7 protein-coding genes and 1 pseudogene are annotated in these 6,529 nt (G+C 76.5%); 4 read left to right on the top strand and 4 right to left on the bottom strand.

Annotated elements, in window-relative coordinates; translation table 11 throughout:
- Positions 1–81 precede the first annotated feature (81 nt).
- Positions 82–1,047 carry a sensor histidine kinase gene (locus ACFV61_RS28690; RefSeq protein WP_380494736.1) on the bottom strand — a complete coding sequence of 322 codons (966 nt, stop codon included), beginning with the start codon at positions 1,045–1,047 and terminating at the stop codon, positions 82–84.
- On the bottom strand, positions 1,044–1,817 hold the full coding sequence (locus ACFV61_RS28685; protein ID WP_380494734.1) for a response regulator transcription factor: 774 nt from the start codon (positions 1,815–1,817) through the stop codon (positions 1,044–1,046). The genes ACFV61_RS28690 and ACFV61_RS28685 overlap by 4 nt, the downstream gene beginning before the upstream one ends.
- A gap of 240 nt (positions 1,818–2,057) precedes the next feature.
- On the opposite strand from ACFV61_RS28685, the pseudogene ACFV61_RS28680 reads away from it, so the two are divergent.
- From ACFV61_RS28680 to ACFV61_RS28670, 3 genes and pseudogenes are all read left to right on the top strand, one after another.
- Positions 2,058–2,771: pseudogene (locus ACFV61_RS28680) on the top strand (glycosyltransferase family 2 protein); the annotation flags it as partial.
- Between the two features lie 99 nt (positions 2,772–2,870).
- Positions 2,871–3,398, top strand: coding sequence for a DUF2064 domain-containing protein (locus ACFV61_RS28675; RefSeq protein WP_380485774.1), 528 nt, complete (start codon positions 2,871–2,873; stop codon positions 3,396–3,398).
- Positions 3,395–4,051: a methyltransferase domain-containing protein gene (locus ACFV61_RS28670; protein WP_380494732.1), complete on the top strand. Its 657-nt coding sequence runs from the start codon at positions 3,395–3,397 to the stop codon at positions 4,049–4,051. The genes ACFV61_RS28675 and ACFV61_RS28670 overlap by 4 nt, the downstream gene beginning before the upstream one ends.
- A gap of 322 nt (positions 4,052–4,373) precedes the next feature.
- Here the strand turns inward: ACFV61_RS28670 and ACFV61_RS28665 are convergent, their stop codons facing one another.
- Both ACFV61_RS28665 and ACFV61_RS28660 read right to left on the bottom strand, forming a co-directional pair.
- Positions 4,374–4,982, bottom strand: a complete 609-nt coding sequence (locus tag ACFV61_RS28665) for a cytochrome b/b6 domain-containing protein (protein WP_063346572.1) — start codon at positions 4,980–4,982, stop codon at positions 4,374–4,376.
- A complete protein-coding gene (locus ACFV61_RS28660; RefSeq protein WP_380494730.1) occupies positions 4,966–5,679 on the bottom strand; it encodes a molybdopterin-dependent oxidoreductase in 714 nt (237 codons plus the stop codon). The genes ACFV61_RS28665 and ACFV61_RS28660 overlap by 17 nt, the downstream gene beginning before the upstream one ends.
- 264 nt (positions 5,680–5,943) lie before the next feature.
- Here ACFV61_RS28660 and ACFV61_RS28655 point away from each other — a divergent pair, with 264 nt between their 5' ends.
- The gene (locus tag ACFV61_RS28655) at positions 5,944–6,417 is read left to right on the top strand and encodes a hypothetical protein (protein ID WP_244293291.1); all 474 of its coding nucleotides are present in this window, start codon (positions 5,944–5,946) and stop codon (positions 6,415–6,417) included.
- The last annotated feature ends 112 nt before the right edge of the window (positions 6,418–6,529 follow it).

Genomic DNA, 6,529 nt, shown 5'->3' with positions numbered 1-6,529 from the left:
CGCCGCCGTCGCGCGCGCGCCGGGGCCGCCGCCCGCGGCGTCGGCCGTCCGCGGGTGGGGGCCGTCGCCCACCTCGCGGTTCTACTCGCCGCTGGGCAGGTCCTGTTCCGGGATGCCGCCGCAGCCGTCGGTCACCGACAGCACCACCTCGTCGGCCTCCCGCCGGGCGGCGACGGCCACCACGCCGTCCGCGGGGGTCGAGCGGATCGCGTTGACCAGCAGGTTGCCGAGCACCCGGGTGATCTCCCCGCTGTCCACCTCGACCGGCTCGGCCGCCGCCGGCTCGTCGGCCACCTGCCGCCCCTCCAACCGGACGCCGCGCCGCCGGGCCAGCGGGTACGCCCCGGCGAGCGCGTCGTCCACCAGGTCGTACACCGAGACCCTGGTGAGCGAGAGGGCGAGCGCGCCCGCCTGGATCCGGGAGAGCTCGAACAGGTCGTCCACCATGCCGGTGAGCCGTTCGACCTCGGTGCCGATCCGCACCAGGTAGCGGTCGGGGTCCTCGGCGACGCCGTCCTCCAGCGCCTCGGCCATCGCCCGCAGGCCGGCCAGCGGGGTGCGCAGGTCGTGCGAGATCCACGCGACCAGCTCCCGGCGGGAGTGCTCCAGGGCCTGCTCGCGCGCCCTGGACTCCGCCAGCCGGGCACTGGTGGCGGCCAACTCCTCGCTCAGCGCGGCGAGTTCCGCGCCGAGCGGATGGTCGGGCGCGGTGAAACCGGCGTCGCTGCCGACCGTCCGGACGGCCTCGGTCAGCGCCCGGCTGCCGGCCACCACCTGGCGGCCGAGCAGCGCGGCGGTGAGCAGCGAGACGACGGCGGCCATGCCGAGCACCGTGATGACCACGCCGAGGTCGTGGGTGGACAGGAACATCGCCTGCGCCACGGCGAACGTCCCGGAGGTCACCGCGAGGACGGTCACGACCGCCACGCAGAACAGGGACAGGGCGACGGAGCGGCGGCGCAGCAGCCGGATCGCCGCCCAGCCGAGCAGGCCGGCCCCACCCGCGCCGAGGGCGGCGAACAGGGCGATCAGCAGCAGGTCCTTCACTCCGCACCGTCCTGCGGGCAGACCCGGTCGCGGGGCGCCGGGTCGCGGGGCGCCGGATCGTAGCGGTAGCCGACGCCCCAGACGGTGCTGATCAGGGCGGGCACGGCCGGGTCGTCCTCGATCTTCTCGCGCAGCCGCCGGACGTGGACGGTGACGGTGGAGAGGTCGCCGAAGTCCCAGCCCCAGACCCGCCGCATCAGGCTCTGCCGGGAGAACACCGTGCCGGGGTGCCGGAGCAGGAACGCCAGCAGGTCGAACTCCCGCAGGGTGAGGGCGAGTTCGCGCGCGCCCCGGTGGGCGCGGCGGGCCTTCGGGTCGAGCGTGACGTCCCCCGAGCGCAGCACCCCGCCGACCGGCCTGTCGGCCGGCCCGTCGGCGGCCCCGCTACCCGCCCGGGCGCGGCGCAGCACCGACTGCACCCGCAGCACCAGTTCGCGCGGGCTGAACGGCTTGGTGACGTAGTCGTCCGCGCCCAGCTCCAGGCCGAGGATGCGGTCCGCCTCGTCGCCCTTGGCGGTGAGCAGCACCACCGGCAGCGCGGCGCCCCCGGCGGAGGCCCGCAGCCGGCGCAGCACCTCCAGCCCGTCGAGGCCGGGCAGCATAAGGTCCAGCACCAGCAGGTCTGGGCGGGTGCGCTCGGCGAGGTCCAGGCCCAGCGCACCGTCGGCGGCCCGGTCCACGTGGTGCCCGGCGCGGGTGAGATAGCCGGCGACGACCTCGGCCACGGTCGGGTCGTCGTCGATCACCAGGATGTGCGAGGTGTCGTTCACCTCGCCGAGGATAGGAGGCCTCGGCGGCGGACGCGGACGGAAGCGGGCCCGCGTTCGCGTTCCGTAAGATCCGCCGCCCACCCGTCGCCCGACCCGGACCAGCCCAGCCCAGCCCAGCCGGACCAGCCCAGCCCGATGCGGCCCGGCCCGATCCGCCGGACGGGTCAGCCGCCGAGGCGTCCGACTTCCGTAAGGCTGCGCCGCCGCCGCACCCCGCCGTCCCGCACTTAGCGTGGCCGGGTGACTTCACCCACCTCCCCCGTCTCCCCCGTCGACGTCGTGCTGCCCTGCCTCGACGAGGCCGCCGCGCTGCCCTGGGTGCTGGGGCGGATCCCGGACGGCTGGCGGGCCGTCGTCGTCGACAACGGCTCCCGGGACGGCTCCGCCGACCTCGCCCGCTCGCTCGGCGCGACGGTGGTCGAGGAGCCCCGGCGCGGGTTCGGCGCCGCCTGCCACGCCGGGCTGCGCGCCGCCACCGCCGACCTGGTCTGCTTCCTGGACTGCGACGGCTCCCTCGATCCCGCCCAGCTCCCGCTGGTCACCGGCCCGGTGCTGGCCGGCTCCGCCGACCTGGTGCTGGGCCGCCGCCGCCCGGCCACCGCCGGGGCGTGGCCGCTGCACGCCCGCCTGGCCAACACCGTCCTGGCCCGACGGCTGCGCGCCCGCACCGGCGCGCCGCTGCACGACCTCGGCCCGATGCGGGCCGCCCGCCGGGAACAGCTGCTGGCCCTGGGGCTCGGCGACCGGCGGTCCGGCTACCCGCTGGAGATGGTGCTCGCCGCCTCGGCCGCCGGGCTGCGGATCACCGAGACCCCCGTCGACTACCTGCCGCGCGCGGGCCGCTCCAAGGTCACCGGCACCCTGCGCGGCACCCGCCAGGCCGTCCGCGACATGCGGGCCGTGCTGGCCGCGCCCCCGCCGACCCTGCTGGTGATCGCCAAGTCGCCCGCCCCCGGCCGGGTGAAGACCCGGCTCACCCCGCCGTGCACCCCCGAACAGGCCGCCGCCCTGGCCGCTGCCGCCCTCGCCGACACCCTGCACACCCTGGGCACGATGCCGGCCGGGCGGCGCGTGCTCGTCCTGGACGGCGAACCGGGCGGCTGGCTGCCGCCCGGCTGGGAGGTCGTCGCGCAGACCGGCGGCGGGCTGGACGAACGGCTGGCCGCCGCCTTCGCGCACGCCGCCCGGGTGGCCCCGCACGCCCCGGCGCTGCTGGTCGGGATGGACACCCCGCAGCTGAGCGCCGCCGCGCTGGCCGAGCCGCTGTCGGCCGCACGGCGGGCGGGCACGGACGCCTGGTACGGCCCGGCGGCGGACGGCGGCTTCTGGGCGCTGGGCCTGGCCCGGCCGACCGCCGAACTGGCCGCGCGCCTGCTGCACGGAGTGCCGATGTCCACCGCGAGGACCGGCGCGGCACTCCTGGAACGCCTCGCCGCAGCCGACTTGACGATCCATCAGCTTCCGTCGCTCACCGATGTGGACACCGTCGAGGATGCCCTCCGCGTCGCCGCCGAGGCCCCGAACAGCCGTTTCGCCGCCCAGCTGGTGACGGTCGACCTGAAGCCGGAGGTGGCGAGTTGACGACTACCACCGCCTGGGTGGACGACCCGTTCGCCGAAGCCGTCCGCACCGGGCGCGGCCCGCTCTGGCTGCGCCGCGAGGACGGCCACCGCCTCCGGCTGGACATCGAACGCTGGTGCGCCCCGGCGGCCGGCGCCGACCACAGCCTGCTCCGGCGCTGCACCCGCAGGTCCGCGCCCGTCCTCGACCTCGGCTGCGGGCCCGGGCGGCTGGTCGCCGCGCTGCTCGCCCTCGGCGTCCCGGCCCTCGGCGTCGACGTGACCAGGGCGGCCGTCGCCCGCACGGTCGGACTGGGCGGCCCGGCGCTCTGCCGCTCGGTCTTCGACCGGCTGCCCGCCGAGGGCCGCTGGGGCGCCGCGCTCCTCGCCGACGGCAACCTCGGCATCGGCGGCGACCCGGACGCCCTGCTCCAGCGGGGCGCCGAACTCATCGCGCCAGACGGGCTGTTGCTGGTCGAGGTGGAGCCCGTGGAGGTGGACGAGCAGGTCACCGTCCAGGTCGAGGGCCCGGACGGCCGACTCGGGCCGGCCTTCCCCTGGGCCCGGCTCGGCACGGCCGCCGCCCTGCGACGGGCCCACGCCGCCGCCGGACTGGTCGAAGCGGAACGCTGGACCTCACACGGCCGCCGCTTCCTCGCCCTGCACAAGCGCTGAGACGCACACGGCCGCTGCTCCGGTCGGCCACGGCCGCACCGCCCCCGGCGCGATCCCCGGGACGGCGGTGCGGCCGTAGCACCGCTCGGACGGCAGGGAGGCCGGAAGGCCGCCCGCGATCGAGATCGACAGGGCGGCGAGGAGGAAGATTGGCGCCGGGGTCCAAGGAGCCTTGCAGGGTGCCGGTCGTGCACCACGCGTGCGGCTGTCGCCCAACCGCCTCTTGGCCCCACGGTCAGGGGTGCCCCGGCGGCACCCTTCGAGGCGTCCCGGCCGAGCCTGCCACATGCCCCGGGCCGCGACAAGACGTCCGACCGGCCGCCTACTCCCGGCCCACCGGCCGCCACTGCGGGTGCTCGCGCTCGGCCCACCGGCGCTCCACCAGCCCGGTCCGCATCCCGAGCCGCGCCTGCGGATCCCGCCAGGCCATCCGGACGTGCCCGACCACCACGACGGCGATGGCGGCGGCCAGCCAGTCGTGGACGAAGGTCGCCCCGGTCCGCCAGGAGGGCGGGGCGAGACGGGGCAGCCACATCAGCAGCCCGGTGCCGACGATCACCAGCATCGAGCCGAGCGTCCACTGCGCGTAGAGCTTCTGCCCGGCGTTGAACTTGCCCGCCGGCCGGTGCGGGGTGCGGCGCCGGACGGCGCGCAGCCAGTCCCAGTCCGCCGGGGTGAAGCGGCTCAGCCGGGCGGCGTCCGCGCGCAGCGCCCGCGAGGCGAGCCCGAGCAGCAGCGGCACGGGCAGCGCGAGGCCGCACCACACGTGCACCGTCACCACCAGCCGCCGGTTGCCGACCAGTTCGGCGAGCGGGGCGAGGTAGAGGCAGGCCGCCGTGGCCAGGCAGACGCCGGTCAGCGCGGCGGTCGTCCGGTGCACCCAGCGCTCGGCCCGGGTGAAGCGCAGCAGGAGTTCAGCCGGTGGGCGCATCGTCACGTCCGTTCGACCGGCCGACCCAGGCGTCGACGTCGTACCCGTTGCGCTCCCAGTAGCCCGGCTCCACCGAGCCGGTCACGGTGATCCCGGAGAGCCACTTGGCGGACTTGTAGAAGTACATCGGCGCGACGTACAGCCGCACCGGGCCGCCGTGGGTGTGGGAGATGGGGCGGTCCTGCATCCGCAGCGCGACCAGCACATCGTCCCGTCGGGCCTGCGCCAGCGTCAGGCTCTCGGTGTACGCGCCGTCGAAGCAGCTGAACCGGACGGCCCCGGCCCCCGGCCGCACGCCCGCGGCGTCCAGCAGGTGCGCGAGCGGCACCCCCTCGAACGGGGTGTCCGGCACCCGCCACCCGGTCACGCACTGCACGTCCCGCACGAGCCGCCGCTGCGGCATCGCCCGCAGGTCCGGCAGGCGGAACGTCGCGGGCCGCTCCACCATCCCGTCGACGCTGAGCGTGTAGTCCGCCACGCTCCGCTCCGGGACGGACGACACCACCGAGTAGTACCGGAATCCGTTGTTGCCCGGCAGCAGCCCGCTCAGTCCGCTCGGGTCCCGTTCGGCCAACCCCGACTCGGCCCGTTGCAGGTACGGCCCCGCCGCCACCCCGACGGCCCCGAGCCCGAGCAGCCCGAGCACCACCCGCCGCCCCACCGGGGTGCCCCTGCCTTCTTCGCCTGTTCTGTCCACGCCCCGATTGCACCAGCCCGAGCCCGGCCGGCGCGAGGCCCGGCACCGGTCCGTCAGCCTTTCGTCATCTCCGCCAGCAGGGCCCCACGGCCGAGCGGCGGGGCAGCCGAGCGGCGGGAGATCGTTTTCCGGTCAAGTTCGACGATCTTTCGAATCCCGTATTCCCCCAGGTCCGACCGCGCCACTACGGTGCCACGCATCCCCGTTGTTCCCCCCTCCCCGGCCGGCCGCAACCGCCGGGGCTACCGATCGGACCGGTGCGCCGTGACCAGAATCCTCCGTCAGCTGTGGACCCACGCGGGAAGAGCGGCGGCCGTCGTCGCGCTCCTCGCCGCCGCCCTCACCGGCACGGCGGCCGGAACCGCCACCGCCGCCACCCCGGCCGCCCCCGCGGCAACCGCCTCGGTGGGCGGCTGGACCTGCCCCGGAACGCCCGTCCCGGACGGCTACGTCATCACCATGTTCAACTCCAGCGGCTGCAACAACCACGGCGCCTGGTTCCAGGCACCCGCCCAGAACCGCCTGTGGACCTGCTCCGGCTCGCCGATCGTCTCCGGCTACGTCCTGACCAACTACAACCCCCAGGGGTGCAGCGGCGTCGGCGCCTGGTTCCACGAACTGGTCCGCAACGGCATCTGGACCTGCCCCTACTCGCCGATCCCGGCCGGCTACCGCAGCACCAGCTACGACGCCCGCGGCTGCAACGGCCTCGGCGCCTGGCTCACCATCAAGGCCTGACCCACACCCGGCGGGGGGGGGGGGGGGCCGCGGGCGGGGGCCCGGCGGGGGGGGGGGGGCGCCCCGGGGGCGGGGGGGGGCCGCGGGGGGGGGCTGCCCCCCACACCACACA

Origin of the sequence: Kitasatospora sp. NPDC059817, from assembly GCF_042731835.1 — a bacterium.
In the GTDB taxonomy this organism is placed as follows: domain Bacteria; phylum Actinomycetota; class Actinomycetes; order Streptomycetales; family Streptomycetaceae; genus Kitasatospora.
Note: the sequence above shows the minus strand (reverse complement) of the source record. Positions and strands in the feature narration are given on the sequence as shown.